24 protein-coding genes are annotated in these 26,945 nt (G+C 67.7%); 14 read left to right on the plus strand and 10 right to left on the minus strand.

The window, feature by feature from the left end; all coding sequences use genetic code 11:
* Positions 1–114: 114 nt before the first annotated feature.
* Together BR98_RS23285 and BR98_RS23290 are read right to left on the minus strand one after the other, a co-directional pair.
* Positions 115–345, minus strand: coding sequence for a DUF397 domain-containing protein (locus BR98_RS23285; protein ID WP_051970101.1), 231 nt, complete (start codon positions 343–345; stop codon positions 115–117).
* Complete coding sequence (locus BR98_RS23290; protein ID WP_035847311.1) at positions 346–1,218, minus strand: helix-turn-helix domain-containing protein; 873 nt, start codon at positions 1,216–1,218, stop codon at positions 346–348.
* A 257-nt stretch (positions 1,219–1,475) separates the two neighbouring features.
* Between BR98_RS23290 and BR98_RS23295 the strand changes: the two genes are divergently transcribed.
* The 10 genes from BR98_RS23295 (at position 1,476) to BR98_RS23340 (ending at position 10,892) form a co-directional block, all read left to right on the plus strand.
* Complete coding sequence (locus tag BR98_RS23295; RefSeq protein ID WP_035847312.1) at positions 1,476–1,964, plus strand: ATP-binding protein; 489 nt, start codon at positions 1,476–1,478, stop codon at positions 1,962–1,964.
* Between the two features lie 114 nt (positions 1,965–2,078).
* Positions 2,079–3,083 carry an NAD-dependent epimerase/dehydratase family protein gene (locus tag BR98_RS23300; protein ID WP_232247495.1) on the plus strand — a complete coding sequence of 335 codons (1,005 nt, stop codon included), beginning with the start codon at positions 2,079–2,081 and terminating at the stop codon, positions 3,081–3,083.
* On the plus strand, positions 3,080–3,970 hold the full coding sequence (locus BR98_RS23305; protein ID WP_035847313.1) for a glycosyltransferase family 8 protein: 891 nt from the start codon (positions 3,080–3,082) through the stop codon (positions 3,968–3,970). Before BR98_RS23300 ends, BR98_RS23305 begins: the two co-directional genes overlap by 4 nt.
* Positions 3,951–5,522, plus strand: a complete 1,572-nt coding sequence (locus BR98_RS23310) for a glycosyltransferase family 2 protein (RefSeq protein ID WP_035847314.1) — start codon at positions 3,951–3,953, stop codon at positions 5,520–5,522. The genes BR98_RS23305 and BR98_RS23310 overlap by 20 nt, the downstream gene beginning before the upstream one ends.
* Entirely contained in the window at positions 5,519–6,169 is a 651-nt protein-coding gene (locus tag BR98_RS36585) for an AAA family ATPase (RefSeq protein ID WP_051970103.1), read from the plus strand. The genes BR98_RS23310 and BR98_RS36585 overlap by 4 nt, the downstream gene beginning before the upstream one ends.
* Positions 6,166–7,164: a Gfo/Idh/MocA family protein gene (locus BR98_RS23320; protein ID WP_083976870.1), complete on the plus strand. Its 999-nt coding sequence runs from the start codon at positions 6,166–6,168 to the stop codon at positions 7,162–7,164. The genes BR98_RS36585 and BR98_RS23320 overlap by 4 nt, the downstream gene beginning before the upstream one ends.
* Positions 7,161–8,093, plus strand: a complete 933-nt coding sequence (locus tag BR98_RS23325) for a phosphotransferase family protein (protein ID WP_035847315.1) — start codon at positions 7,161–7,163, stop codon at positions 8,091–8,093. Before BR98_RS23320 ends, BR98_RS23325 begins: the two co-directional genes overlap by 4 nt.
* Positions 8,094–8,119: 26 nt before the next feature.
* A complete protein-coding gene (locus BR98_RS23330; protein WP_035847316.1) occupies positions 8,120–8,521 on the plus strand; it encodes a cupin domain-containing protein in 402 nt (133 codons plus the stop codon).
* Positions 8,514–9,755, plus strand: coding sequence for a DegT/DnrJ/EryC1/StrS family aminotransferase (locus tag BR98_RS23335; RefSeq protein WP_035847317.1), 1,242 nt, complete (start codon positions 8,514–8,516; stop codon positions 9,753–9,755). Before BR98_RS23330 ends, BR98_RS23335 begins: the two co-directional genes overlap by 8 nt.
* A gap of 45 nt (positions 9,756–9,800) precedes the next feature.
* Positions 9,801–10,892, plus strand: coding sequence for an alcohol dehydrogenase catalytic domain-containing protein (locus BR98_RS23340; protein ID WP_051970105.1), 1,092 nt, complete (start codon positions 9,801–9,803; stop codon positions 10,890–10,892).
* Here BR98_RS23340 and BR98_RS23345 read toward each other — a convergent pair.
* A complete protein-coding gene (locus tag BR98_RS23345; RefSeq protein WP_083976874.1) occupies positions 10,882–11,973 on the minus strand; it encodes a phosphotransferase in 1,092 nt (363 codons plus the stop codon). The two genes, BR98_RS23340 and BR98_RS23345, sit on opposite strands and share 11 nt — an antisense overlap.
* Positions 11,974–12,223: 250 nt before the next feature.
* Here BR98_RS23345 and BR98_RS23350 point away from each other — a divergent pair, with 250 nt between their 5' ends.
* The gene (locus BR98_RS23350) at positions 12,224–13,180 is read left to right on the plus strand and encodes a hypothetical protein (RefSeq protein ID WP_035847318.1); all 957 of its coding nucleotides are present in this window, start codon (positions 12,224–12,226) and stop codon (positions 13,178–13,180) included.
* 95 nt (positions 13,181–13,275) lie between these two features.
* Here the strand turns inward: BR98_RS23350 and BR98_RS38290 are convergent, their stop codons facing one another.
* Together BR98_RS38290 and BR98_RS23370 are read right to left on the minus strand one after the other, a co-directional pair.
* A complete protein-coding gene (locus BR98_RS38290) occupies positions 13,276–16,158 on the minus strand; it encodes a tetratricopeptide repeat protein (protein WP_157537899.1) in 2,883 nt (960 codons plus the stop codon).
* Between the two features lie 156 nt (positions 16,159–16,314).
* A complete protein-coding gene (locus tag BR98_RS23370) occupies positions 16,315–17,475 on the minus strand; it encodes a pyridoxal phosphate-dependent aminotransferase (protein ID WP_035847321.1) in 1,161 nt (386 codons plus the stop codon).
* Between the two features lie 187 nt (positions 17,476–17,662).
* Here BR98_RS23370 and BR98_RS23375 point away from each other — a divergent pair, with 187 nt between their 5' ends.
* The 3 genes from BR98_RS23375 (at position 17,663) to BR98_RS42610 (ending at position 20,220) form a co-directional block, all read left to right on the plus strand.
* Positions 17,663–18,151, plus strand: coding sequence for a hypothetical protein (locus BR98_RS23375; RefSeq protein ID WP_157537900.1), 489 nt, complete (start codon positions 17,663–17,665; stop codon positions 18,149–18,151).
* A 172-nt stretch (positions 18,152–18,323) separates the two neighbouring features.
* Positions 18,324–19,031: an HNH endonuclease signature motif containing protein gene (locus BR98_RS36595; protein ID WP_083976878.1), complete on the plus strand. Its 708-nt coding sequence runs from the start codon at positions 18,324–18,326 to the stop codon at positions 19,029–19,031.
* 133 nt (positions 19,032–19,164) lie between these two features.
* A complete protein-coding gene (locus tag BR98_RS42610; protein ID WP_157537901.1) occupies positions 19,165–20,220 on the plus strand; it encodes a DUF4365 domain-containing protein in 1,056 nt (351 codons plus the stop codon).
* 123 nt (positions 20,221–20,343) lie between these two features.
* On the opposite strand, the gene BR98_RS38300 is transcribed toward BR98_RS42610, so the two are convergent.
* The 5 genes from BR98_RS38300 to BR98_RS23410 form a co-directional block, all read right to left on the minus strand.
* Positions 20,344–21,357, minus strand: a complete 1,014-nt coding sequence (locus BR98_RS38300; RefSeq protein ID WP_083976881.1) for a DUF4365 domain-containing protein — start codon at positions 21,355–21,357, stop codon at positions 20,344–20,346.
* Between the two features lie 171 nt (positions 21,358–21,528).
* Positions 21,529–22,827 (minus strand): DUF4419 domain-containing protein, encoded by a 1,299-nt coding sequence (locus BR98_RS23395; protein WP_051970109.1) that lies wholly within the window; start codon positions 22,825–22,827, stop codon positions 21,529–21,531.
* 148 nt (positions 22,828–22,975) lie between these two features.
* The gene (locus BR98_RS36600; protein WP_051970110.1) at positions 22,976–24,751 is read right to left on the minus strand and encodes an ADP-ribosylglycohydrolase family protein; all 1,776 of its coding nucleotides are present in this window, start codon (positions 24,749–24,751) and stop codon (positions 22,976–22,978) included.
* Positions 24,752–24,773: 22 nt separating this feature from the next.
* Positions 24,774–25,457, minus strand: coding sequence for a DarT ssDNA thymidine ADP-ribosyltransferase family protein (locus BR98_RS23405; RefSeq protein ID WP_051970111.1), 684 nt, complete (start codon positions 25,455–25,457; stop codon positions 24,774–24,776).
* Positions 25,454–26,923, minus strand: a complete 1,470-nt coding sequence (locus BR98_RS23410) for a 3'-5' exonuclease (RefSeq protein ID WP_232247496.1) — start codon at positions 26,921–26,923, stop codon at positions 25,454–25,456. The genes BR98_RS23405 and BR98_RS23410 overlap by 4 nt, the downstream gene beginning before the upstream one ends.
* Positions 26,924–26,945: the final 22 nt, after the last annotated feature.

Raw genomic sequence — 26,945 nt, forward strand, 5'->3', positions numbered from 1 at the left:
GAATGGACTTCGCGGACTGCAGAGGCATTCTCTGGGAGGATGGCGGCGGCCGGCCCCACTAAGACTGGGGCCGGCCGCCGCTTCTTCGCGCTGATCGCCGGGGTGGCGGAGTGGTCAGACCAGGTGGTCGAAGGCGCCGGCCTTCGCGCCGAGGATCATGGCCTTGATCTCGTCGCGGGTGTAGACCAGCGGCGTCTGCTCAGGCCGCTTGGAGTCGCGAACGGCGACCAGCGTGCCGACGACGCCGAACTCCACGCAGTTGTCGCTGCCCCCGCTGAATGGGCTCTTCTCCCAGGTGACGCCGGAGAAGTCCAGGTCGGCGGGGTTGGGCTTGGTGGTGCTCACTTACAACTCCTCGATCATGCGGTAGATCCGGCTGCGGGTCTCGGGTGGACCGAGGGCACGGGCCCGCAGGTGGTCGAAGACCCCGGTGTACCGCTCCACATCGGCTGACCCCTCGAAGTACACCGAGTTGGGGCCATTCTCTACCCACACGACGTCCGGGTTCGGCGGCGCGAACCCCATGAGCACGAAAGACCCGTCCAGACCGGGGTGGAATCCGGCGCTGAACGGCATCAGCTGGATCGTGACGTTCATCCGATCGCCCATGACGACGAGATGCTCCAACTGCCCCTTGAGGACCGCCGGCGAGTCCTCGATGCGGCGGATCGCGGCCTCGTCGATGACAGCCCACAACTTGCAGGCGTCTGGGCCTTCCAGCAGCTTCTTGCGCGCCATACGGACCTTCACGAGGTCCTCGACCTGATCGGGGGTGAGGTCGACGCGCATCGCCGTGATGACCTTGCGCGCGTACTCCTCGGTCTGGAGCAGGCCCGGCATCAGCGTTGGCTCGTAGTTGTGCAGCGAGCTCGCGCTGGACTCCAGGGCGAGGTATCCGCCGTAGCGGGTGGTGTTGATGACGGCGGAGTACTTGCGCCACCACTGCTGGCGCTGGGCAGCGTCCGCTCGCACCAGGTCCAGGATGTCCTCGCGGACCACCGGGTCGGTGACGCCGTAGCAGTCGAGCATCGCCTTGACGAGGATCGGACTGGTGCCGCGGTCACCGCTCTCGATCCGGCTGAGCGAACCCTGGTTGACCTCTATGGCTGCCGCCACCTCAGCCATCGTCAGATCCGCTCGCTCACGCAACTCCTTCAGCCTGGAAGCAAGCTGACGGCGATACACGGACTTGAGAGCGGGACTTCTCTTCGGCGCCATGCCCTCAGTGTGTCCCTCCGCGAGTGTGGTGACAACCAATCTGAGGAATCTCGGCGGGACATGTTGTCCAATCCCATTCGGAGGGGCATCCTGGCTATCGGTAGCGAAGCGTGACGCAGCGAACCCGCTTCGTGTCAGCTGCCGTGCCCTGTGCTGACCCGCAGGGCTCTGAACGCCATCCCATGGCCGCAGTGCCGTCCGAGCCGCGCCCGGTGAACTTCTGCTGTCCGCAGGCTCTTTCGAGTGGGGAGCACGTCATGCATGAAGAGCAGAACGACAGTGGTCCGGTGAGGTGCGAGCCGGAGGTCGCCTCGCTCGGGTTCTACCTCCAGCCCCGGCCGGACGGTTTCGTGCTCCACATGAGCGCCAGCCGCGAGCATGTCCAGGCGATGCGGATCCACGTCTTCAAGTCGGTTACCAGTGCCGGTGTGGATGAGGACACTGCGGACACCGCACGACTGCTGGCCAGCGAACTCGTCGGCAACGCAGTGCGGTTGTGCGGGCCCTGGGCTCCGGTCGTCGTGCGGATCGTGAACGCCGCAGAGCACGTCAGGGTCCAGGTCCACGATCCAGAGCCCGAGGCGATTCCCCGGCGAAGCCGGCGGACGCCAGACAACAGCAGGGCGGAGACCGGACGGGGGCTGTGGATTCTCGACGCCGTCGCGCCGGGCTGGAGCGTCGAGCCGAGTCCCGTCGGCAAGCAGGTCAGCTGCACCCTTCCCCGTACTCATTCCGAAGTCGCCTGATCCCAGAGGGCCCAACCAGGTCGCGCGGGCCAGCTCTTGGTGCCCGAATCGCGTCCACGAACGGAGACGACCATGACGTCGCCCACTGTGTTACCCCCTGCCCATCCGTCTGCGGTGGCGGTGTCCTTCGAGCAGCGCAAGGTCCTGGTGACCGGGGCCGCGGGCTTCATCGGCTCGCACCTGTGCGAGCTCCTCCTCCGCCTCGGTGCCAAGGTCATCGGGGTCGACAACCTCGCCACCGGCCGCATCGAAAACCTCTCGACAGCCCTGTCGAACAGCAGCTTCACCTTCGAACCACGCGACATCACCACGCCGTTCGAGATCAGCGGGCCACTCGACTACGTGTTCCACCTCGCCTCGCCCGCGTCCCCGCTCGACTACGCGCGGCTGCCGCTGGAGACGCTCAAGGTCGGTGCCCAGGGCACCCTGCACACGCTGGACGTCGCCCAGGCAAAGCAGGCCCGGCTGCTGCTGGCCTCGACCTCCGAGGTCTACGGCGACCCGCTGGTCCACCCGCAGCCCGAGTGGTACTGGGGCAACGTCAATCCCATCGGGCCGCGCAGCGTCTACGACGAGGCCAAGCGCTATGCCGAAGCGCTGGCCACCTGCTACCGGACGATGGGGCGCGCGGACACCGCGATCGTGCGGATCTTCAACACCTACGGGCCGCGAATGCGCCACGACGACGGCCGAGCCGTACCCGCCTTCCTCCAGCAGGCCCGCTCCGGCGAGCCCATCACGGTCGCTGGCGACGGCAGCCAGACCCGGTCACTGTGCTACGTGGACGACACCGTGGAGGGCCTGCTCGCGGCGGTCGCACGCGGATACCCAGAACCGGTCAACATCGGCAACCCGCACGAGATCAGCATGTTGCGACTGGCCGAGGAGATCCGTGTCATGGCGGCCTCGTCCTCCCCGATCACGTTCATCCCCCTGCCGGCCGACGATCCGAAGCGCCGCTGCCCGGACATCACCGTTGCTCGCACCGAACTGGGCTGGGAACCGCGCACCTCGCTGACCGAGGGCCTGCGGCAGACCTTCGCGTGGGTGCAGAGCGCCGCCCCCACGACGGACACGGACGCCACCACCGCCCTGACGACAAGGAAGGTCGGAGCGTGAGCAACCCGCTGCCCCTGCCGCCCCTGGTCTGCGGCATCGACGACGGATACGTCCGCCCGCTGCGGGCGCTGATGCGCTCGATCGCCCGCGCGCACTCTGGCGCCATCGGGGAGCTGCGACTCATCGTCCTCGACCAGGGCCTGGCCGCGGGGAGCCGCGAGGCGATCGAGCACGACGCCCAAGTTCTGGGCCTGGCAACGCAGCTGAGGCCCGCTCCCGTCCCGGACCCCAACTACCCCGTCTCCGACTGGGTGAGCAGCGCCGTTTACACGCGCCTGTCGATCCCCGAGGTCATCCCCGAGGAGCCGAGGGTGCTGTACCTGGACGCGGACACGATGGTGCTGGGCGACCTGCGGCCGTTGCTGCGCCGACCGCTGCTGGGATCGCCCGTCGGTGCTGTCCTGGACGCGCAGAACCCCGCGATCGGCTACGGCATCGCGTTGCCGGGCTGGGACCGACTCGGCATTCCGATGGGCCGTGAGTACTTCAACAGCGGCGTGATGCTCATCGACCTTGCTCGCTGCCGCAAGCTGCGGACCTTCGAGAAGGCCCACCAGTTCCTGGCCGAGCACCCCGGCAAGGTGAGGTTCTGGGACCAGGACGCGCTGAACGTCGCCGCTGACAACAACTGGCTCCGCCTGGAGCCGCGTTGGAACACATTCGCGCTGTCGCCGCTGGCCTCCCAGCCGGGCTTCATCCACTACGCGGAGGCGTTCACCCCGCTTGAGCAGCTCCTCGCGGACGAGGAGACCGCTGCGGTCATCCACTTCGCAGGCCCGGACAAGCCGTGGAACGACGGCTACCCCGAGGGGCGACTCAAGGCGCTGTACCAGGGCTTCCTGAGCGAGATGGAAGGACGGGGCAGCCGTGCCGATCTCCTCCCCTGACCAGCCGTGGTGGCGGCGCCCGTCGTGGTGGTTGGCGGCGGCTGCGGCGGCGCACCAGGCCGACGGCCTGTGGCAGTTACGCAAGACTCTCGCGTGGGCCGACCAGCCGCCCGCGCTCGGCACGTCCGCTGCCGAACCCGAGGGACTGCGGTTCCACATCGTGCTGCCGGTACTGCGCGAGCAGGGGCACATCGCCGACGCGCTGGACTGGTTCGTGCCGCTGCTGGGCGGCTTCCCGGGATCGACGCTCACGGTGGTGACCACCGCCCGCGAGGAACGCGAGCGCGAACACCTCGTCGACTCGCTCACCGGCCTTCGGGCCGGCCAGATCACCGGTCAGCGCTTCCCCCAGCTCACGGACACGGAGGTTACCGAGCTGGCCAAGGCCGCGACAGCCAGCACGGCCGGCGTCCTGCCCCGCCACCACGCGGTGCGCATCCTTCGCGCCAGCCCGTTGACGTCGCAGATCGTCGGGCAGGAGCTGAGGACCCGGCCGGCGGGGCCGGTGCCTGTGCGGCACGTGCACTACGAGGGCACCGGGCGCAAGGCCGCGCAGGTCAACGCCGCGGTGGAGCGGATCACCGCAGCGGGCGAGGGCGACTACATCGCGGTCTACGACATCGACTCACGCCCGGATGCGCTGCTGCTCGGCCGCACCGCCGCCTTCATCGGCCAGCACTTGGCGGCCGACGGCCACTGGCCGCACGTCGTCCAGCAGTCGGCCCGCTTCACCACCCAACAGGTCGCCGAACGGTGGTGGGATCGCAACCTGTGCCAGGGTGCCGCGCGGCTCCAGACCTTGTGGACCCTGCGCCGGGAGATCCCCGCCTTGCGCCGTTACAGCGCCTCGGCCCGTCGCGCACCGCAGACCCCGGCGGTCGACACGCTGAGGCGCGGGCTGGCCCAGACGGTCGGGCACGGGCTGCTGGTCCGCGTGGACACCTTCCGCAAGGTCGGAGGGCTGCCGACCTTCACCGTGCTGGACGACGTGCCATTCGGCTACCGGCTCACGATCGAGGGCATCCCGGTCGACTCGCTGCCGCACACATACACCGTCGCGGCCCCTGAGCAGGTCGGCGAACTTCTCGCGCAGGGCTCCCGGTGGTTCCAGAACTACCTGGACTACCCCGCCTGCTTCACCCAGTGGCGGGGCGAGGGCGAGGGTGTTCACCGCCACGCGGCGGCCCTGGCCGTGGCGGTGTTCCGCGGTGGCACGTGGATGTTGGCCACGCCCGTGACCGCCGCCTGCCTCGCGCTCACCCTCTTGCCGAGGACGGCTCCCGCGACACGCGTGACGGCCGCGACGGCCCTGTGGCTGGGCGTCGTCGCGCCGGTGCGGATGCTCGGCGTGGCGGAGAGCGGCAGAGCGCCCGGCGCCGTCGAGACCGTCCGCCAGTGCGGACAGACGCTGGCGGCCTACCTACTCAAAAGTGCCGGCCCGGCGTTGGCGATCGGGCAGTGGGCCGCCTGCGGCACTCGCCAAGGGGTGCTGTCACCCAAGAGCAACCACCGTGCCGCAATGTCGGCGCCGGCTGGAAGGAACGCCTTGTGATCATCGGTATCGAAGGGGTCAGCTGCGCGGGCAAGACCGCGCTCGCCGCAGCCCTTGCCCCGCAGCTGAACAGCCCTGTGGTCATCCCCTGTTACTACCACGTCGCCCCGGACCCGCAGTCGCTTCCCGCGCCCCGGGTGCGGACCGCTCGCCAGCAGCTGGCGAGCCTGGCGGTGTTCCTGGAAATCGAGCAGCTGCGACTGGATCGGGCTCGCCAGGCCCAGGCCGCAGGTCGCGATGTGATCCTCGACCGGACAGTGGACACCCTTCTCGCCCACGCCCACGCGATTGGCCGCATGGAGGGGTTCGACTGCGACGAGCGAGCGCGGACGATGGTGCTTCGGCACGAGGTCGCCATGCCCGACCTCACCCTGGTGCTGACCACCGATCCTGCGGTCCTGGCCACGCGGGCGACCTCGCGGCCCGGCATGCCACCGATCTTCTACGACCCGCAGTTCAGCGAGCACTTCAACACCTATCTGAAGCAGTCCCTCGCTGCCCGCACCGCCACCTTGGACACCAGCGCGTGCCCGGTCTCCGAGCTGACCGACCAGGCCCTGGCCCATATCCGCCAGCACCGGGCACCTGTGCGGCCCCCGTACCCGGCGGCGACCGGCCGCGGGGATCTGCGGCAGGTCGCCTCATGAAAGCGGCCATTGTGGGGTGCGGCGCGATCGCCGGCCGCTGGATACGCTCCCTGGCCGTGGACGGCCGCCTGACCGTGGGCGTCCTCGTCGACTCCGACCTAGCTGCCGCCGAGCGCCTCGCCGAGCGCTACGGCCTGTCGACCGCCTACGCGGCGACCGTCGATGAGGCGCTGGCCGAGCACCGGCCCGAGGTCGTGATCAACCTGACGCCGCCTCGGCTGCATCACTGGGTCTCTCGCAGCGCGTTGGAGGCTGGGGCGCACGTCCTGACCGAGAAGCCGCTGGCCCTGCGCCTTGCCGACGCGAGCGCGCTGGTCGAGCTCGCACAGCAACGGGGCTTGGTCCTGGCGGTCATGCAGAACCGTGGACGCGACCGGCAGTTCATCGCCTTCCGCGACCAGGTCCGGCAACTGGGTGACGGGCCATACCTCGTCACTGCCGAGACCCTGGTCCCGCTCCGCACGCCGGGATTCCGCCGCGAGCAGCCGCTGCCCGCTACCAGCGACCTGGCGGTGCATGCCTTCGACCAGGTCCGCGCGCTGATCGCTGCCCAGCCCGTCGAAGTCACCTGTACGGAGACACCGGTGAGCTTCCTCGATGCCCACTGCGCGGCCACGACGATCACCGTGCGATTCTCGGACGCCTCCCTGTTCAGCTACCGGGGAGCGTTCACCGCCCAAGCCGACCTGCGTACCGACGCCGGTGGCAGCTGGCGTGTGGAAGGCCGCGGCTTCGCCGCCTCCTGGACCGCTGGCATTGCGGTTGGCGTCGCCGACAGCGCGGGCAGCCGCAGCGTGACCCTGCCCGCGCACGTCGACGTACCCGGCTACCAGCTGTGCGTCAGCGAGATGGTCGACGCGATCCACCACCCAGGCAAGGCGCCGTGCCCGGCGGCCGAGAACCTGGGCTCCATCGCGCTGTTGGAGGCGGCCATCACCTCCGGCACCGCACGCCGCCCGGCCATGGTCCACCGCGTCCCTCGGCGGTGGCCATGACCGCGACCGACCCGCAGGAGGCCCTGATACGGGCACTCGCGGCCGTAGGAGCGGCCAGTGTCGTGCCGGAGTTGATCGCGCTGGAGCAGGGTGCCGACAACCTGCCCTTTGCGTTCAGGGCCCCCGACGGCCAGAACCTGGTCGTCAAGATCCGAAAGTCCACCGCAGTACCCAGGTACGCCACCGCTGCCTGGGCCTCAGCCCGCTTGCGCGCGGCAGGAGTTCCCGCCCCGCAGGTGCTCTGGCACGACCAGGACGCCTGCGTGGAGACCCGGTGCCCCGGCCGACCCCTCGACCACACCGGCACCGGGACGGCCGACACGGCGGCAGCCGCGCGCGCCGGCGAAACACTGCGCCGGATCCACGGGCTCACCGTGACGGGCTTCGGGCGCATCGACGCCGCGAACGGCACCGGCCGGTACGCCAGCTCCCGCGACTGGCTGCGGGCCGCCACGAACACCGCGCTCCCGACGACGCTGCCTGGTGACGCCCTCGCCTTGCTCCAGCGCGCGTACCGCACCCTGCACCTGGGTGCGCGGCTGATGCCGCGCACCCACCCGCGGTTGCTGCACGGCGACTTCGTGGCCCGACACGTTTTCACCGATGGGCAGGACACCAGTGGCGTCATTGACCTGGAGAGCGTGCGTGGTGGTGATCCGCTGGCGGACCTCGCCGGGTTCTCCCTCCAGGAGACGCCGGAGCTGACCCGAGCTCTGTTCGCCGGCTACTTCGAGGGCACCAGGCCGGTGAAGGCTCTCATGCCGCTGGTGCTGTGCCGCCTGCGGATTGCCGTCTCCCTCCTCCAGTACCACGCCTCCTGCAAGGACACCGCGCTGATCGAGCTGCGGACCGCGCAGATCGCGTCCGAGCTGGACGACCTGTCCAGCGGCGACCTCGCCCTCATTCCCCGAATCACCCCGGGCACTTGACCCCTGCGATCGGAAGGACCGTCCCCATGACTGTTTTCCACACTGCTGGCCGTCAGCGGATCACCCCCGCTGACCTGCCCGACGGCAGCTCGGTGTTCTCCTCAGGCCAGTTCGTCATCCGAGCCGACGGCACCGCCCGCTTCGACCGGCACTACCACGACTTCCCCGAGCTGTGGATGGTCGCCGCTGGCCACGGCACCGTCCTGGTCGGCGACACCGAGCACCAGGTCGGCCCCGGCGACATCGTCCACACCGCCCCCGGTCTGGAGCACGACATCCTCAATGTCAGTGACGAACTGCGGGTCTTCTGGCTCTCCTTCGACCGACCCGACGGCTCGGACGGCGCCCACCTGCACCGCACCCCGGCCCACGCCGACAAGCACCTCGTCCCCGTCCGCCCGAACACCGAGGCAGGCCACCGTGACTGACTCCGCCGACCCCGTCGGCGGCTCTGCTGGGCAGCCGGCCGTCACCCTCCCCTTCCCGCGCACCGCGAAGTACGGAGCGGCCGAGACCGAGGCCGTCCTTGCCGTGATGCAGGAGGGGCACCTGTCCGACATCGACCGCGGACCACGGATCGCCGCCCTCGAAGACGCGTTCACCACGCTGACCGGCGCCCAACACGCGCTGTCCTTCAACTCTGGCACCGCGTCCCTGCACTCCGCCCTGCACGGCGTCGGCGCGGGTGCGCACGGCGGCGTCGTAGTCTCCCCGATGACGTGGGTCTCCGCGATCACCGCGGTCTTCCAGGCCGGTTCCTACCCTGTCTTCTGCGACATCGAGCCGGCCAGCCCCAACCTGTCGGCCGACAGCCTCGCCCACTTGCCGGGCACCTACTCGGCCGTGCTTGCCACCCACGCCTGGGGCATCCCGGCGCGCATGGACGAACTCGCGAGCGCGACCGCGCTGCCGATCGTGGAGGACTGCTCGCACGCCCACGGCGCCGTCTACCGGGGCCGACCGGTCGGGTCCTGGGGAGCGGCCGGCTGCTTCAGCCTCCAGGAGTCCAAGTCCGTCTCCGGCGGCGAGGGCGGGGTGATGACCACCTCCAACCGGCAGGTCTACGAGCGCGCCCTCACCCTCGGACATCACCCCCAGCGGCTGCAGCGGGAACTCACCCTGGCGAGCCTTCGGCCCATGGCCGCCAGCGGCGCTGCCTACAAGTACCGCATGCCGGTGCTGTCCGCCGTCGTCGCCACCGAACAACTCCGGGGTCTGCCAGCGCGGATGAAAGCCGCCGAAGCCAACCTCGCCACCCTGCGCGAAGTCTTGGCCAGCTTCGACGCCCCCATCACCTTCCCCGTGGTCGACGAGACCTCGGTGCGGGGCTGGTACGGCACTCCGCTGATCATCACCCTGCCCGTCCACGATCCTCAGCAGCTGTGGGACCGGCTGACGCAGGCCAAGGTGCCGATCCGGCCGCTGTACGAGGACTGGGCCAATGTCCCGCTCCTGCAGCACCCCGACCTCGCCGCCCGCTACTGGCCGCACCTCGCCCACACCGCCTACACACCGCCGAGTCGGCAGATGCTGGCGAACTACTACCGGGCCCGTCGGCAGATGCTCATCCTCAAGATCCCCCACATCCCGGCCCCCGACTACATGGAGCAGGTCGCCACCGCCATGGCCTCCGCCGTGCACCGCGCTCTGTCTGATTCCTGAGGACCTGTCACCACTCGTCAGTCGAAGTCGAAGGAGACACCGACCATGTCCTACCGCTGCAGTGCAGCTGTCCTGACCGCCCCGGGCGAGCCGATGCGCATCGAGGAGATCGAACTCGCGGAGCCCGCCGCCGGCGAAGTCCTCGTCCGCACCGTGAGCGCCGGGATCTGCGCGACCGACCTGCACTTCGCCGCAGGCCGCTTCCCCTACCCCACCCCCACTGTCCTGGGCCACGAGGCCAGCGGTGTCATCGAGGCTGTCGGCCCCGGCGTCACGGGCTTCACCGTCGGGGACCGGGTGATCGTCTGCGACCAGATCTTCTGCGGACGCTGCGCGGCCTGCCTGTCCGGCGCGATGGTCTACTGCACCGACACCTCGGGCAAGGACCGCCAACGCCACCGCATCACCCTGGCCGGCCAGCCGATCCGCCAGTACCTCGGGGTGTCCGCGTTCGCCGAGCTGATGCTCACCGATGCCAACGCCCTGATCCCGCTGCCGTCCGCTCTCTCTCACGACGCCGGCGCCCTCCTCGGCTGTTGCCTGACCACCGGCATGGCCTCGGTCTTCAACATCGCCCAGCCGAAGCCCGGGGACAGCGTCGCCGTCTTCGGCTGCGGCGGGGTCGGCCTGGGCGCTGTCCAGGGGGCACGCATCGCTGGCGCGACACAGATCATCGCCGTGGACCTCGAAGACCACCGGCTGGCCGCCGCGGCCAAGGTCGGAGCGACCGTCACGGTCAACGCCAGCATCAAGGACCCGCTGGAGGCGATCCGGGCCGTCGCTCCCAACGGCGTCAACCTGTCCATCGAGGCGGTCGGCCTGGTCGAGACTGCTGGTCAGGCGTTCGAAGCGCTCGCGCCAGGCGGCCAGGCCACCGTGCTCGGCATGCTTCCCCCGGGCGCGGCAGTCCCGGTGCCCGGCAGGCTCCTGCGGCACGGACGCTCCCTGGGAGGCAGCATCATGGGCTCCGTTCGCACTCGCGCGGACATCCCCCGGTACGCCGACCTCGCCCGCACGGGCATGCTGGAGGCCGACGACATCGCGACCCACCACCGCCCGCTCCGGGAGATCAACGAGGCCCTGCGAGCTGCGACGGCGCGCGAGGGCATCCGTCAGATGATCCGCTTCACGCTTTAGCGGTGAACGCGCTCACGACCTCTTCGCGGCGCTCGGTCCACCAGGCCAGCAGCCGCTCCTGAGGAGCGAAGAGCTGATCACAGGAGTGGTCGCCACGGTCGTAGTGGAAGACCAGCACCCACGGGTCCGTCATCCGCTTCCACCACAGGCGCGACACCGCATCCTCCAGCTCCGCCGGGCTGATCGCGATCACCGATCGGTAGCCGTCCATGAACGCCGAGATGCGCTCCAGGTCCAGCAGGCCGTCCTCGCCGCCGAACTGCACGGTGGCGGTGCGGGCGGCCTCCTCTCCGAAGGGCCGCACGCGGATGCGGTCCCAGTCGAGAACGGCGACGACCTCGCCGTCCCGCCACAGGAGGTTGCGGTGCTGGAAGTCGCCGTGGGTCCAGCCGAACGGCCCAGCAGGGACCTCCAGCGTCGGCCGCTCGTCGGCGTACTTCTCCAGCAAGAGCCTGCGCTGGGCCAGGAAGTGGACTGCTTCTCCATCAAAAGGCGTCGGCTCGTCCAGCGTCGCGAGGCGCGCGACGTAGCGGTCGATCTGGGCAAGCGCTGTCCCGGGCGCGGTGACCGAAGCGGAGGGGGCGTTGAAGGCAGGTGGTAGGCCAGTTGTGGAGCGGTTGAGGATCTCGTGCAGGCGACCGAGCAGCGTCCCCAGCTCGGTCACCTCAGGCAGGGCCAGGTCGTTGCCGCGCTGGTGATGGCCATCGATCCACGAAAGCAAGGAGAAGCCGTGTTGACCGACCGTGACGACCGGGTCCGCCTCCAGGCTCAGGACCGGTGTCGGCACCGGCACGCCGGCTTCTGCGAGGGCGGCCAGTGTCCGAAGGTTGCGGCGGGCTGTGTCGAGCGGGACGTCCCGGATCCTCTTGAGGGCGAAGTTCCCGGCGTCGGCCTCGATGCGCCAGTTGTCGTTCATCAGCCCATCGGGCAGGTGGCGGACCCGCTGGACGGCGCCGATCCCGAACTGGGCGGTCACATGCTCAAGCCCGTCCGGGCCGCTCGTGCTGCCAATGGTCGAGGTGAAACGTTGCCCACTCACCCCACCGAGCGTATCGGAGACCACTCGCTGCACGCGGGTCATCACCCGAACCTGACAGAACTGGCGCACCACTCACCGCAGTGCTATTTGGGTCAGGACTGTCGGAGCAGGTCCTTCCGTAGCGGCTGCAAGCGTCTTCCCTGGTCAGGGCCAGAATGTGATCGAGATCGCTCGGTCAAGCCCTGGGTCCTTCGACCGTGTGTGTACTACGTTCCGTAGTCCAACCGAACATAGGCGACCCCGGCGGTGCTGGTAACACCCCGGGGTCCGGCAACAGGAGCTATCACTCCCGATGCGTGTAAATCGTAGCGCCCACCCGCGCAAATTCATCGTGCTGCCCAACGGCCTGCTTCAGGACCGACGGCTCAGCTACACGGCCCGTGGCCTCCTGGCCGACCTCCTTTCGCGCCCCGACGGCTGGCGCGAGGACGGCCGACAGATGGCGGACTCCAGCCCGCAGGGTCGCGGAGCGATCCGCAAGGCCCTGAGGGAGCTGACCGACGCCGGTTACTACCGCGTCGTGAAGCGGCGGATGCCGGACGGGACGATCCGCAGCGAGGCCCACGTCTTCGACACCCCGCAGCGCCCGGAACTGCCGGGCGTCCCCCGTCCGGTCGCCGGTGAGGCGACGACCGGCCCTGCTGACGCCCCTCTTGTAAAGAACCTGGTCAAAGAACCTTCCCTCCCCGCTACCCGGAACGACGAGCCGTCGGCCGACGCCGAGGCCGGCAAGGAGCCGGGTGGGGAGGAGGAGGGCCACGACATCGTCGCCGACACTCCGGCAGCCCCGGACGAGGAGGTCCGCACAGCGGTGCTGACACTGTTCCGGGTGATCAAGCCGGAGCCGCGCCTACCCCTGGGCGAGGCCGAGGCGATGGAACTGGCCCCGCTGGTAGCCCAGTGGCTGCAGCGGGGCAGCACCCCCGGCGAGCTGGCTCAAGCCCTGCTCCCCGGGCTGCCCACGACCGTGCACTCCCCAGTCGGCGTGCTTCGCAGCCGCCTGGAGCGCAAAATGCCACCGGTCCGCGTCCCCGAGGTGCCGGGAGCGGCGCGGTACGCCGAGTGCGCCAAGTGCCATGACCCTGTGTCGCAGCCGGGGATCTGCGGCGCATGCGCTGGCCTCGGCGAACGCCAGGTCGCAGTCGGCAGGGGGGCCGATGTGACCCTCCGCGGTGCCGCCCGCGTCCGCGCCGCGATGCGCCTCGCAAAGCCGGGGTTGAGCAGCGGGCAGCTCGCTGCGGCCCGATAGGGCTGTCATGTCGGCCAGCTGACCACCTGTCATTGGGCATGGCTGATCGCCGAGATGGAACAGTAGATCCGGATGAGCGGCATCGCGGCATCGACTCAGGAGTCCTCAACGGTGGCGGCCCGTCGCAGCCAAAAGAACAGGTTGTGACGCGTGGCGATAGCGCCGGGGTGGTCTGGCCCGAGCACCCGCACTACGTCTCCCAGGAGTTCCTGTAGTGCGCTGGCTGCTCCGGCTGGATCCCCAGCATCACCAAGACAACTGGCAAGGTTGCCACGAGTGTTCAAAGTGTCTGGGTGGTCGGGTCCGAGCACCCTAATGTTGTCGGCCAGGAGCTGGGTAAACGCCTCGACCGCGCTGGCAGCGTCCCCTCTTTCACCAATCCAGTGCGCGAGGCTTCCCCGGGTAGTGAGGGTGTCGGGGTGCTCTGGCCCGAGTACCCGGGTCATGTCTCTCAGGAGTTCCTCCAGAGCGCTGACGGTCCCTGCCGCGTCTCCTGCCTCGCCGCGCCAGCTGGCAAGGTTCCCACGCGTGATGAGGGTGTCCGGATGGTTGGGGCCGAGTACCCTCACCCTGTCTGTGAGCAGCTGGGCAAAGGAATCGACCGCCTCGGTCGCGCTCCCGATACGACCGCTCCAGTACGCGAGATTTCCGCGAATAGTGAGGGTGTCGGGGTGGTCTGGTCCGAGTACCCGGGTCATGTCTCTGAGGAGTACCTCCAGCGCGCTGACAGCGCCCGCTACGTCGCCGGCCTCACCACGCAAGCTCGCGAGGTTCCCCCGGGCGGTGAGCGTGGAGGGGTGATCAGCGCCTAGAACTCCCAGACGATCTCCCGTGAGCTTCTCCGCTGACTCGGCTGCGCCGGCCAGGTCTCCTGCTTCGCCACGCCACATTGCGAGGTTCCCCCGGGCGGCGAGCGTGTCGGGATGGTCGGGCCCGAGCACCCGAACCAAGTCGTCCAAGAGCTCCTCCAGCCCGCTGACCGCGCCCGCCACATCGCCGGCTTCACCACGCGAACTGGCGAGATTCCCGCGGGCGATCAGGGTGTCGAGGTGGTCAGGCCCGAGTTTCCGCACCACGTCACCAAGAACGTCCTCCAGCGCGCCGACAGAGTTAGCGGCGTCACCCGCCACACCACGCCAGTGCGCGAGGTCGCTCCGGGTGGTGAGAGTGTCGGGGTGGTCTGGCCCGAGCACCCGCACTACGTCATCCAGGAGTTCCTCCAGCGCGCTGACGGCGCCTGCGACGTCACCCACCTCACCGCGCCAAATCGCAAGGTCCCCACTGGTGGTGAGAGTATCCGCGTGGTCAGATCCGAGCACGCGCACCATGTCATCCAGGAGTTCCTCCAGCGCGCTGACGGCGCCCCTTACATCACCTGCCTCACCACGCCACCTTGCGAGACTCGCCCGGACTTTGAGAGCCCAAGGGTGATGGATGCCGGGCACCGGCACCATTTCGTCAAGGAGTTCTTGTAGTTCATGGACGGCGGCGGTCGCGTCCCCTGCCGTGCCGCGCGATCTCGCGAGATTCGCCCGCGTCGCGAAGGTGAGCGGGTGCTTGGGGCCGAGGTGCTGATGGGCTTCAGCCTGAAGGCGCTGCCAGTGCTCAATGGCCGCGCTCACTAGTCCCGCTTGCCCCAAACTGGTGCCGGTGCGAAAGAGCACCATATGGCCGTCCGGTCGCCACAATGCAGCAGGGGCATTCGGATGAAGGGCGCCACTGTTGGCCCGAAGAGCCCGCGTGAGATCAGTGTCGGCTTCGACATCGGGCCATGCCTCGAGCAGGGCGTCGGCTGCGATACGCGCAAGGGCAGCCAACTGCTTTGGGCGAAGGTCATCGCGTGTTGCGCGTTGTGTGAGCTGGTGAATGCGCAGACCGTGGTGGGGCGTATCTGGGAAATAGTCAGCGAGGCTGAGTCGATGTAGTAGCCGCATCGCGCCTACGGCATCCTCCATGCTGACCGGCGGCCTTCGTCGTGCCGACCTGGCGAAGAAGCGTGCGATTCGGTCCCTCCAGCCGTTGGGCCCGTCGGTCGGGCCCGAACGGTGCCGCGCGAGGTAGGACAGTGCAGCGGGGCTGGTGAGAGCAGTGAGAGGGATGCCCGCAGGGGCAAGCATCGAGGCAAGATGCAGCATCGGCCGGGCGAGTCCAACCGGGCGACTTCGGTCAGCGCGTGCGATTGACAAGGCCCAGACGGCAGCTAACGCAGTGCGTTGATCATCTGGCAGTTCGGCTTCCTCCGGTACGAGTTCGACCAGCGGTCGACGCTCACGTAGGAGTTGGCGGTAGGTGGGAACCGTGAGGTCTTCGTCGATGAGGTAGGCAGCGGCCTGCGAGAGAGCAAGTGGCAAGCATCCGAGGTCGGCAGCGAGATCAGCAAGCTCGACTTCGGCCTCCCGGCGATCGGCAACGGCGAGCTTGGCAGTGAGATACGTGATGGCTTCGGTTTCGGTGAAGAGGGCGACATCAACTAGTCGTCGGCGCGCGCCGCGCAGGCTTGCATCGCGGCGACGGGTGGTGACGAGCGTCCAGCCGTCCGCTCGCTCAGGAGGCCACAGAGCGCGAAGGTCCTCCGGGTCCGTGAGGTCGTCCAGCACGATAAGCCACCGGTGTTCAGTTGTGTTGAGCCACGCTAGGAAACGCTCTGCGGCGTCTTCGGGGCCTGCCGCGTCAGCAGCGACAGCAACATCGGCAGCAGCCTGCGCGTACGCGGCCTGGATGGCCGCGCGGCTACCAGCATTGATCCAGACCAGCAGGTCTACCCTGCCGCCCCTCAGCATGCCTCTGGCGTGGTGGGCTGCGAGCTGGCTCTTGCCGACTCCGCCTGAACCGGCCAACACCTGACACAGCGTCACCGTCCCGCTCGCTGAGGCGGTTCGCTGGAACTCGTCGATCCCATCGCGGTACTGGAAGCAGTCTGCCTCGCGTGGAAGGACCCCGACCTGGTGCGGCCATGAGACCGGTGCCTGTGCTCCCATGGGCGCTTCGTGAACAACCATGTCGCGAGCAGCTTGATACGACCTACCGCCGCTCGACACCTGCGCGAACATCCGCGTCGAAGTGCTGGAGGGAGGAGGTTCAGGCCGCCCGGGTTCTCGGGCTGGGGGAGAGCTTTGAGGATTGGCCACTGTCGGTCAGAGCTGCTGGAGCCGCGTCACCGCCTCAGCGAGGACTGCGTCCTTCTTGCAGAAGGTGAAGCGGACCAGGCTGCGGCCGGCGTCGGAGTTGTCGTAGAAGACGATGTTGGGGATGGCGACGACACCGCAGCGTTCGGGGAGGGCGCGGCAGAACTCCAGGCCGTCCTTCTCGCCGAGAGGGGTGATGTCGGTGGTGATGAAGTAGGTGCCCTCGGGCGCGAAGACCTGGAAGCCCGCCGCTGACAGTCCGTCGGCGAGCAGGTCGCGCTTGCGGCCCAGGTTGGCCCGGAGCGTGTCGAAGTAGCTGTCGGGCAGGCGCAGGGCCTCGGCGACGGCGTACTGGAAGGGGCCAGCGCTGACGTACGTCAGGTACTGCTTGGCCGTTCGGACCGCTGCGATCAAGGCCGAGTTCGCCGTCACCCATCCAACCTTCCAACCCGTGAAGGAAAAGGTCTTGCCGGCTGAGGAGATAGAGACGGTGCGTCCGCGCATGCCGGGCAGGGCGGCGATGGGGTGATGGCCGGTGGCGAAGACGAGGTGCTCGTAGACCTCGTCGGTGATGACCAATAGATCGTGCTCGACTGCGATCTCGGCGATGGTGGCGAGTTCCTCGGGGGTGAGGACAGTCCCGGTGGGGTTGTGCGGAGTGTTCAGCAGGAGGAGGCGGGTGCGCGGGGTGATGAGGGAGCGCAGCTCGTCGAGGTCGGGGCGGAAAGCGGGTTGACGCAGGGTCAGCGGGACCCGCACGGCGCCGGCCATGGCGATACAGGCCGCGTAGGAGTCGTAGAACGGCTCGAAGGCGATCACCTCGTCGCCGGGTTCGAGGAGGGCCAGGAGCGACGCGGCGATGGCTTCGGTGGCGCCGGCGGTGACCAGGACCTCGGTGTCGGCGTCGTAGCCGAGGCCGTAGAAGCGCTGCTGGTGCTCAGCGATGGCGGTGCGCAGTTCGGGGATGCCGGGGCCGGGCGGGTACTGGTTGCCGCGGCCGTTGAGGACCGCGTCGGCGGCGGCCTGGGCGATCTCGGCGGGGCCGTCGGTGTCGGGGAAGCCCTGGCCGAGGTTGATCGACCCGGTGGCGACGGCGAGCGCCGACATCTCTGCGAAGATCGTCGTTCCCATGCCCGCCAGCCGGCGGTTCAGCAGCGGCCTTGCACCCATTGTGGCTCCTCGCGGATCGTCGTCAGGCTATCTTCTGACGACCGACGAGCGATGGACAAGCTCCGGTATCCCCTGCTTCAAGCACAGAGCTGACTGACCCTGCAGACGGCTCGACGCTCATCCGACTTATAGGATCGCGGCCGCGGTCGTTGAACGGTCGGTGGGGCGGGAGAGGTTGGGGGAGCGCGTGGATCAGTGCACGGCGATGACGAAGGCGGGCAATCGCTGTCGTCTCCAGCGGATGTCCTGGTACGGCACCGGTCCGGACCCGGGGGTGTGCACCCGGCATGCCACCCCCGAGCAGACCGCCGCTTCCACCGCGGTGCTCGACCGGCCCCTGGACATCGCCACCGCTGATCCCGCGGCCCCGTTCCCTGAGGTGTCCATCACGCCCGAGCGCGTCAGCTGCCCGGCCATGGGTGGTTGGGTAGCCAAGATCCGTGGCACGAACGAGCGTTACGTGTACGCGCGCACGTTCCTCAACCGAAGCGGCCCGCCGCACGGCTGGCAGCTCAGCGGCAAGGGCCTGTACGAGTGCCGCGAGATCGGCCCGCGCAGCAAGTTCTCATGCTTCTTCGTGGTCAAGGGGGTATTCCGGCGCCGAGTGGAGCTGGTGGCACCGGAGACGGCCGCGCGTCTCGCGCGTCGGCTCGGCTCGCAAAGCGCCCGTTCCTGAGGCTGCCCAGCCATGCCGAGTGCGTGGCACGACTGGCCCACGCCGCCGTCGTGCCTGTCAGTCGGCGTTCGGCTGTTGTGGCCGTCCTCAGGCGTTCGCGCGAGCGGGGGCGAGACGGGCTGACATGTAGCCAAGAGCGGTGCATGTCAGGCAGGTTGAGTATCCTCCTTGCATGCCTGCCGGACGTACCGCAGTACCGCGTGAACTGCAACGTGCTCTCTTGGTGGAAGCCGGGCATCGTTGCGCGATTCCGACCTGCCAAGCAGTCCCGGTGGAACTGGCCCACATAGTTCCATGGTCGCGAGTGCGCGCGCACGATTTCAATAACATGATCGTGCTTTGCCCGAATTGCCATACGCGCTTTGATCAAGGCCAGATCGATCAGCTTGCGATGCGGGAGTACAAGGCCGGCTTGCGGAGGTCGGTCGAGCGGCTTCATCTGCTGGACGTTTACCGCAGCCTTCAGATGGAGATCGATTGTTGGGGTGCGTCTGTTGCGGAGATCGAGCGGGCGGACGTGGCAGATGACGCTGATCTCCTGCGGTCCGACCTCGTCGCCGCCTGCGGGCTCAACGGCCGGCGAGCGCAGCAGGCATTGGCTGACCTCACCGAGGTTGCTGCGGCGGAGGTTTCGTGGCAGTCGGCAGCGCTCTTTCGCTGGGTCGAGTACTGGGCCGACGACGTGGTCGACGGGCTTTGGCCGAGTACCCACTCTGGCGCTACTCAGCATGACCGTCTTGAGTTCGGTGAGATCGAACAGGCGCTTCACCGCGCGGTCTGCGATCAGCTCGGGCTTCAGGTTGATGAACTCCCCCTCGGGGTTGATCGGGAGATTGGGGACTCCCCTCTCCAGCTCGGAGGCACAGGGAAGGTCTATTGACCACTTCTCGCGATGTCGCTCGCGCTGAACGCTCCAGCCAAAGCGTGCTCATCAACCAACGGAGGTCGCACCCCATGTCAGTCCTCGTCCCTACGATGGTGTCGGTAGGAGCAGCCGCAGTGGGGGTTCTGAGTTGACCAAGGTCCGAGCCACGAGGGTTACCGAACGGGCCGGAGTAAACGAGTTCCGCTCTTTGATGGAGTCCGCCGGTCACATCGTCCAGGAGATCGACGGAGGAAATGATCAAGGTGAAGACTGCTACCTGAGCTTCACCAAGCTTGGAGAGCGGACTGGCGAGATTGTAGCCGTCCAGGTGAAGAGTGGAGCGGCGTACCGGCGACCCGTCGGGTATGGAATCCCATGTCGTAATCATCTCAGAGACTGGACCCTAAGTCGGATTCCCGTAATCGGTGTTGTCTATGACCCAGAGCTACGCAAGCTCTTCTGGGAAAATATGAGTGAGTATCTTCTGGAGCGGGTCGGCCAGGGCGAGACTCCGAAGAGTGTGCCGATTGGGGAGAGCGCAATTCTCGATGCGGCTACGGTGGCTGATTTTGCATCCAGGGTTTCACGGTTTATAGAGCAGCGTGACGGGGTGAGGCCAGTTGCCCCGAGAACCTTTCGGCAGGCAGCTGGGCTCATGGCGCGACGTCTCGGCAGTCGGGGGGCTGTAGCCGAGGCGCCGATTGGGGGGACTCCGTATGAGTTGGGGGTTGCCTCGGTTGACTTTCGCGAGCGTCATCCACGTTTCGATGGTCGATCTATTAGGGTGGCTTTCTCTGTTGCTCTGGTCTGCGCGTTCGTTCTCATGGGGCCAGGCCTGTATAAGGCTGCGGGGCGTGAGGGTGACGGATGGCTGTGGAATGGGTGGCTTTGGCTGGTTGCTTTTTGCGGAACCTTGTCTTACTTGTACAAGGCGAGCATCACGGACCGTGACAGGAAAAGATCTCGGATAATCTCGTGGTCAGCTCACCTTCTTCTCCTGTGCGGTTGGTATGTGGGAGTAGGTGAAGAACTTTCAGCATGGCCCGTCAACTCAATTTTCCGCGGGATATTCGTCGGGATGATGCCAGCGATCGCTCAGGCGATGCTTCTCTATCTAGGCGCTTACTATGCGGATAAAGAAGCTAGTCGACGGAGAAGGCTGCGTGCGGCATACCCAAAGGGGGTGCCGGAGAGCGCCGACTGACTGGCATACAGGTCCGGCATATGCGAGGCTTTGTTGAGGGCAGGTGGGGCCAGTGAAACTCTTTCCTGATATCCAGTCCCTGTCTAAGGTTCGATAATTTGCTTGTGCCTGCGGGCGAGCCAGTCATTCTTCAGAGAGGTCTCCTCGCGCTGTGCGCTTCCTCGCCATGGCGGCACGGATATAGTTGGCAAATAGCAGCTTCAGGCCGAGTGATGGCACAACGATGCCTGCTGTAATCCACGTGGTTCCCCACCAGCCCTGACCTTTCCCGTTGTCGATCACTGGAAGCCAGAGGAAGTTGCTGACGATTAGTCCAAAAAATCTTCCCGTGTTGGCTGGGAGTCTTCCGGCACGAAGCTCGAAGAACATCGTCAGGGCCATGTAGTAAATGAAGATGTACAGGCCCAGGATCCACGGTACTGGCGGTAAGCCGCTGCCATAGGCTTTGACGAATCTGACCTGGTAGGGCCACTCGAAGATCATGATCCCGGCCAGGGCCAGTAGGGGGATAATCCGCAGGTAGGCTCGGGCGAAGCGTTTGATCTTCTCTTCGTGTCGTAATGCCATTTCGGCCATTCCCTCGTAAAGAGGGTTGGTGGCCTCGGTCGACCCGGGTTCGTATGTGCCGCGCCGGGCTTGGGCGGCTCCTGCGAACGTTTCTTCTTTCGTGGCACCCCGGATTCTCATGCCTTCGCTGTCGATGTACATCTCAATTTCAGCAGCGAATCCTCGGATACTTTCCGAGGAAAGGTGAGAGTCGCCAGGGATCTGGACCCATTTAGGGGCTTCGCCGGGAAGGTTCAGCCGGCGCGTGAGGTTCACCCAGAAGAGGCCGCCAGATTCCATGTCATGGACCACTCCGACGACCGGGATTCGGCTTTCCTTCCAGTCGTGGTAGTGATCTTCCACGGGGACGGCGTACCCGCTGGCCCGCTTGTATTTCTTCCCGCTTTTCACCTGGATCGCGACTACATGGCCTGTCCTTCGGCCATTGCGCGTCAAGAGCACATGCATATCTTCGCCGTGATCGTTGCCGCCGTCGATCTCCTGGACGATGTGCTCGTGATCTTCAAGGAGGGTGCGCAGCGCGTTGACGCCTGCCCGCTCGACTCGTCGGCTTGGCCGGATAGCTGTCACGCGACCCCCTCCTTGGTCACGGACACCTTACTTACAGCCACAGACACGCGGGACAGGTTCGCGGATGACGTGCTCCACCCGCTGCAGTGAAGGCGGATGGGAGCAGAGCCGGGGGTTGACGGAGCGTCAGCGGCACCCCGGACGACGCCGGCCATGGCGATGCACGCGGCGTCAGCGCGGGAGTGCCCGGAGGGCAGCGGTGAGGTCGCTGCCGGACGGGCGTACCGCCATGAACTCCTGCTCGAAGAGGTGGCCCGGGTACCAGAGGCCGTCGGCCTCCACCACGGCTTGGTCACCGAAGGAGATGGCCCGAGTGGCGAGCAGCTGGTGGCTGTAGTCCGCGGAGATGGCGATCAATTGGTCGGTCGGGAGGAGGGCGGCGTCCGAGCGGCCGGTGAAGGCGTTGATGTCGGTGATGGTCCAGGCATCGGGCAGGGGGCGGTCGGTGAGTTCGAGGACGGCGAAGCCGAGCCGCGGGCGGATCCAGTCGCCGTCGCGCTCGATGCCGAGCACTCCGCCGAGGAAGGTCATCGAGCGGATCCCGTCCGGACGCTCCCACTTGTACGGGACGCGGGAGAGGTGGGCCGGGAACTGGCCATCCTGAATCACGTCGCCGGTGACCGGCTGCGGGCCGTCGGCGAGGTAGCGGTGGGCGAAGAAGGCGGTGATCCAGCCGGTGACCCGTGCTCCGCCGGAGGCGGACCGCCACTTGTAGATCGACCGCCAGAAGTCCTGGTCGACCGGTTCGCCGGAGGCCGTGGCGACGATGGTGGTCAGCACCGGCCGCAGGTTCCGCAGCCACGGCCGCAGGCCCTCGAACCATCCCTCCAGTTCGCGGACCCGGGCGGTCAGCAGCTGCCAGTCCTGGGCGGTGCCCTCCAACCGGATCCGGGGGATGCCACAGAGTGACTGCCAGCGAAAGTCGTAGTACGGGCTGACTACATCCATCAGCGCGACCAGCGTCGCGGAGGTGTCCACGGGTGTGGTGGTGGAGAAGGCCGGCTGGAGGAGGTCCGCGACGTCGTCGCCGATCCGATCCCGGAGGGGCTGCTGGATCAAGTGGAGTGACCGCTGCCAGTTGGGCTCGTACAGCAGCGAGTCGTCGCGGACGGTGATGGTCTGCTTCTCACCCGGCGTGTCGGTGAAGAGCCCGGCGTACGTGTCACTGTTCAGCCGGACATGGGTGGCGACCTCGTGCACCACCGTGTACCAGAGCAAGTCGGGGGAGAGGCTCAGCGGCAGGTGGGCGCAGAAGCACAGATGCAGCGCGCGCAGCAGCAGGCTGGAGGCGGACTCGTCCGGCTCGTCCAGCGGGAACCCGAGTAGCCGGTCGGTGGACTGGTGATGCACGGTGAAACCCTCGCGGACCACCGTACGCAGGAAGCTGTCGTTGCCGAGCTCGGCGAGCGTGGCGGCGAGTTCGGCCGCTTCCTCGTCGTCGTCCAGCGGCAGGTCGAAATCGACGGCCATTTCTCATCCCCCAGAAACGTGATCGAGCCCGCCCCCAGAGTGTGGAGGGCGGGCCCGATCGTAATGTGGGGAGCGCCGAACACCGTCGGAGGGATGTCGTCCTCGGCCACGATGTCTGAAGCAGCCTGCCGAGAACCGCGTCTCAGGATCAGAAGCCGGAGCCCCAGCGCGGTGCGCGACGATCGCTGACGGCCGTGAACACGACGCTGAGGAAGGGGTCGATCTGGACGCGGAACGTGCCGGCATTCTCGTCGCTCATAACCATCATGTCTTGGGTTGCAAGTAGCTGCCGCGTCTTGTGCGGGTCGGCCACTGAGATGCGCAACTCAGTGACTGGCTGCGCCGGTGCTGCCACGTACTCGCGGTCTTGGGCGAGAACGAGCTGACCATAGGACACCCACGTAGGCCCGTAGTGGTCGGGGTGGAGGCCAAACAAGTCGGTGAGTGTGCGGCGGACGTGCTCGATGTCGGCGATCGGCAGGTACGCGCCCTGCAGCTGGGCTCCGATGTGCGGTACGCGGGCGGGTGGGCGCGATGGTTCGACTCGGACGGGGGCGGGGCTTGATTCGACGTCGAACAACGGGATTTGACGTGAATCGGGCCTGCGCAGGCGGAGGGTCTGCCCGTCCTTCGTCACAGCTACTAGCCACTGGCTGGCGCTGTCGCCCACGGCCGGGCTCACTTGGGCGCTGCGGCGGTCAGGCAGTTGCAACACGCGCGGGACAGCAACCACGCCAGAGATCTGCTCAGTGAAGGCGGTTCGGGCCCGGTGAGCCTGCTCGTGCGTTGGAGCCTGCATCCGGGCCTTCTCTGGGACGGCGAGGAGGTCTTCGGCCAGGTTGATCAGCAAGGCGCGATCCTGGACGGTGCGACCGTAGATGCCGAGCCATTCGGTGCCGAGTGCCGCGCCGAGCAGGGCTCCAGTCATGGAGGCCAGGGTGTCGGTGTCGGCTCCATCGAGGCGGGCGGCGGTGGCAAGGCCCAGGTCCGGGCTGGAAGCCGAACGTGCGGCTAGGTAGGCGGCCGCCACCGCGCACAACGTCCCTGACCCGCGCGTGTCCGGCGAGGTGAGGCCCTGCCGAGTGAGGAACACGGTTGGGGCGCTGACCGCGCCCTCCTTCAACTCTCGTTGCGCGAGGGTCAGAAGCTGCTCGACCTCGCCCGCGACCCCCAGCCAGGCATGGTCGAACCGGTCGTCGAACTGCCCGCTGGCTTGGTGCTGCCATGCGTCCGGAAGGGCCCGCCAGAACGGCTGCTGCCACTGCTTCGCGTCGTCCAGCAGAGTGTCGACCAGCCACCCGTACGGCAGTGGAGCGGGTTCACGCAGGCTGACCCACAGCGCGTAGGCGTGGACTAGCGCGCCGAGCAGTGCCCGGGGGTGGCCGTGAGTAGTGGCCGCGTCGCGGACCACGTCAGTGGCGAGTTCGTCGAACCGCAGGTCCTGGTGGTGGAGGAGGACATGCGGGGCGATCCGCATCGCGGCGCCGTTAGCGCCGGTGGCGAAGTACCGGGCCACCGCCGAAGCCGGGGCGGTCCAGGGGGCCCGGCCGCGCGCCCAGGAACGGCAGGCGGCCTTTACGCTGGCTCCCGCGCCGCGCTCGTATTCCAGCAGGAACGGCCACTCCACGCGCTCCAGCCAGGCCAGCCACTGCCTACCGCCCATCAGTCGTGCGCGCGCGACCGCGATGGTCATCTGGGTGTCGTCGCTGTAGTCGCCAGCGTCGACCTTCTCCGGAATGCGTTGCTGGCGCGAGCCCGCAAACCGTTCCCATGCGAAGAAGCCCCCCGAGCCCGGAGACCCGGCCAGCGGCCGGGTGCGATCACGGCGTTCATAGGGCCAGCCCAGTGCGTCGCCGACCGCAGAGGCCAGCAGCGTGCCGGTGGCACGGTCGAGCCAGGGGTACGGGGCGGGCGAAGCAGTCACGGGGTCACTCTGCCAGAGTCATTCACGGATTCACGGGACGCTCGGTGGGACGCCTCCCGGCCCGTACCAGGTTGCTGAGCTGATACTTGTCGAACAGTGTCGGCGCCACCAGCATTGGCGGCAGGACCTTGCCGGTGCCCAGATGCACGGTCAACCGGTACCGCTCGAGTTCGGCCTGCTCCTCGGACTGGACGATCACTGCAGTGATCCGGGCGGCGGACACCGGCCCGGGTAGCAGCAGCTCGGCTTGGTCATCGGTGGGTGCCCAGGCCGGATGCCCGGCGCCACGCCGGCGGAGCGCGTTGCCGGTCACCTCCGGCGCGAACATGGCCTCGAACGCGGTTAGGCCCTCGGCGACTCCCGCACCGCCCCGGCGGGCGGCGTTGTAGGGGCAGAACCCCGCCCCCGGCAGGTCCAGTAGCTGGGGATCCAGCGCGAGGATCACCCACTCCTTGAAGTGCGGATCCTGGGCCCGGGCCCGGTCCAAGTACCAAGTATTTGGGTACTCGATGCTGCAGTTGATGTGGTGCAGGTAGCCGTCCAGGCGCTGCTGGTCGGTGGGCCTGAACCCCTCGGTGCCCTCCCGCAGCTCCGCCGCGCCTCGCAGCTCGCCCGAGGCCAGGATATGGCCCAGGCCCACGGCCTTGGTGAAGTGGCACAGCCGCGTGATACCACGTTGCTGCGCCCGCTCCCAGATTCCCGTCATGAAGGCAGCCTATGGAACAGGTCTGACATTGCGTCGGGCAATAGCGCAGTCAGCGGCCCCGACCGCAGGATGACCAGTTCGCTGCGGGCGCGGGTGACCGCCACGTACAGCTGCCGTGCCTCCCGCGCCATAGCCTCCTCCAGGCCGTGGGCCGCGACCTCGCTCGGCTTGGGCAGCTCGTCCGCGTCGCACAGTGGCAGGATCACGGAGTCGAACTCCAGGCCCTTCGCGGCGGAGTAGGTGCCGTAGAACACGCCGGGCCCCTGCGGCCACGACTGAAGCTCGCGGTGGATCCGGTAGTGCCGGTGGCGCGGATCCAGATGCTGCCGCAGCGCTGACTCCTGGTCGCGGGTGCGCATCAGCACGGCGACTCGCCGGTCGGCGGCCAGACCGTTGGCGTAGGCGGCCGCCTGCCGCAACTGCTCCGCCTTCGAGGCCACCGTCGCGATTGTGGGCAGAGGCCCATCGGCGGTGGGCGTTCGCGGAGCGACCAGGTCGACCTCGTCGCGGAAGTGCGGCATGTCGGACATCGCCTGCGCCAGGCGGGCGATCTGCCGACTGTTGCGGTAGTTCTGCTCGAACTCGACCTTGCTGGGGACCGACAGCCCCAGAGAACGCCAGGACATTCGGCTGCCGTAGATCTGCTGCGCGTAGTCGCCGAAGAACGTCAGCGACCCGTCCTGGGGGATCGCCGCGGCGAGGGAGCGGATCATCTCCGGGGTGAAGTCCTGGCCCTCGTCGATCACGATGTGCCGGTAGCGGCGCGCCCGCGCGTCAGTCTTCAGGTGCTCCAGTACCTGACTGGCCGCGTCGTCCCAGTCCAAACTCACGCCGGAGGCGGCGCGCAGCTCGAGGTACCGGCGATACACCTGGTACACCACGGCCCGGTCGGCCGGCGCGAGAGGCGTGCCCCGGCCGATGCGCGGTACCCCGTTGAGGTAGATGTCTTCGGCGGTCACCCCATGGCCAGACATCCAGTGCAACTCGTCCAGGAAGAAGTCCAGCGGGCGGTCGGCCACCGCTCGCTGCGTGGTCGCCCGGACCTCGATCAGGGCCTTCTCGACCAGCGCTTTCTTGATCTTGCATACATAGATCGGGCGGCCGGTCACCGAGCGCAGGTAGCCCAACGCGAACCTGTGGTAGCTCTCCACGGTCAGACCCGGCGCGTGGGCGCCGACAGACTTCAGGTACGTCACCAGTGCCCGGTTAAAGGTGAGCAGGAGCGTCGGCCCGCCGATCCCGGGTGCCCCGGCCAGATATCTGGACCGGTGCACCGCCATCGTCGTCTTGCCGCTGCCTGCTGTGCCCAGCACCACCAGATGCCCCTGCGCAGTCAGGTAGACGACCTCGCGCTGCTGTCCCTGCGGCTCCGGAAGATCAACCCCCACCATGGGAGAAGTATGTCGTGAGTGCGCACAGATTGCTGTGCGTTCCCGTGCATTCGCACACATCGAACGTTCCGTCATATGAGCGAGAACGCTTTGACGT

Source organism: Kitasatospora azatica KCTC 9699 (genome assembly GCF_000744785.1).
Lineage (GTDB): Bacteria > Actinomycetota > Actinomycetes > Streptomycetales > Streptomycetaceae > Kitasatospora > Kitasatospora azatica.

What these genes read in the sequence shown, in the direction of transcription:
- BR98_RS23295 (WP_035847312.1), top strand. Translation starts at nt 1,476, where the DNA reads ATGCATGAAGAGCAGAACGACAGTGGTCCGGTGAGGTGCGAGCCGGAG.
- BR98_RS23330 (WP_035847316.1), top strand. Translation starts at nt 8,120, where the DNA reads ATGACTGTTTTCCACACTGCTGGCCGTCAGCGGATCACCCCCGCTGAC.
- BR98_RS23340 (WP_051970105.1), top strand. Translation starts at nt 9,801, where the DNA reads ATGTCCTACCGCTGCAGTGCAGCTGTCCTGACCGCCCCGGGCGAGCCG.
- BR98_RS23350 (WP_035847318.1), top strand. Translation starts at nt 12,224, where the DNA reads ATGCGTGTAAATCGTAGCGCCCACCCGCGCAAATTCATCGTGCTGCCC.
- BR98_RS23370 (WP_035847321.1), bottom strand. Translation starts at nt 17,475, where the DNA reads ATGGGTGCAAGGCCGCTGCTGAACCGCCGGCTGGCGGGCATGGGAACG.
- BR98_RS23325 (WP_035847315.1), top strand. Translation starts at nt 7,161, where the DNA reads ATGACCGCGACCGACCCGCAGGAGGCCCTGATACGGGCACTCGCGGCC.
- BR98_RS23405 (WP_051970111.1), bottom strand. Translation starts at nt 25,457, where the DNA reads ATGACGGGAATCTGGGAGCGGGCGCAGCAACGTGGTATCACGCGGCTG.
- BR98_RS23395 (WP_051970109.1), bottom strand. Translation starts at nt 22,827, where the DNA reads ATGGCCGTCGATTTCGACCTGCCGCTGGACGACGACGAGGAAGCGGCC.
- BR98_RS23320 (WP_083976870.1), top strand. Translation starts at nt 6,166, where the DNA reads ATGAAAGCGGCCATTGTGGGGTGCGGCGCGATCGCCGGCCGCTGGATA.
- BR98_RS23410 (WP_232247496.1), bottom strand. Translation starts at nt 26,923, where the DNA reads ATGACGGAACGTTCGATGTGTGCGAATGCACGGGAACGCACAGCAATC.
- BR98_RS23345 (WP_083976874.1), bottom strand. Translation starts at nt 11,973, where the DNA reads ATGACCCGCGTGCAGCGAGTGGTCTCCGATACGCTCGGTGGGGTGAGT.
- BR98_RS38290 (WP_157537899.1), bottom strand. Translation starts at nt 16,158, where the DNA reads ATGGGAGCACAGGCACCGGTCTCATGGCCGCACCAGGTCGGGGTCCTT.
- BR98_RS23290 (WP_035847311.1), bottom strand. Translation starts at nt 1,218, where the DNA reads ATGGCGCCGAAGAGAAGTCCCGCTCTCAAGTCCGTGTATCGCCGTCAG.
- BR98_RS36595 (WP_083976878.1), top strand. Translation starts at nt 18,324, where the DNA reads ATGCCTGCCGGACGTACCGCAGTACCGCGTGAACTGCAACGTGCTCTC.